Source organism: Paraburkholderia sp. BCC1885 (genome assembly GCF_900996235.1).
In the GTDB taxonomy this organism is placed as follows: Bacteria; Pseudomonadota; Gammaproteobacteria; order Burkholderiales; family Burkholderiaceae; genus Paraburkholderia.
Window position 1 is genome coordinate 1 of the sequence record NZ_CAAJGM010000104.1, and the last position, 506, is coordinate 506.

1 pseudogene is annotated in these 506 nt (G+C 61.3%); it reads left to right on the plus strand.

From position 1 onward, the window contains the following. Window positions 1-7: 7 nt before the first annotated feature. Window positions 8-506 (plus strand): annotated as a pseudogene (locus FQ755_RS08310) (hypothetical protein); the annotation flags it as partial.

Genomic DNA, 506 nt, shown 5'->3' on the forward strand with positions numbered 1-506 from the left:
GCCGGACATGGACAAACCGATCGAGATCACCCACTACACGTCCTTTGCGATTGATGACCTGCTGTTCCTCGGGAAACAGTGGAAAGCAGCGCGGCCGCAAAGCGCCCGGCAGATCGAGAGCCTTGTCGACCTGATGCGACGGGGCGTGAAGTTTCTCCTTCCCAACTGCGCCGAGCTGATTGACGAAAAATCCATCGGCGAGGCACACCTGGAGCTGCTGCGCCTGCCCTACCCGGTCACCATATTTGAAGCGCCGTGGGAGCTGCACCGGCCGGTCGACCCATGGCTGAACGGTGCCCCTCAGTCCCGCTCGAGCAGACGGATCGCACTCTGCTGGGAGCGTTCTGACGATATCGAACCCTTTGCCGGGCTGAACACCCAATACCGCCAGATGTTCCCGGAAGGCGGGGTATTCATCTTCCCCGTGTATTACCTCGATGCCCTCAGGAGCTGGTCTCCCGGGGTGGGAGGACTCTTCGTTCCCCATGACAGCAGGGTTGACGGGC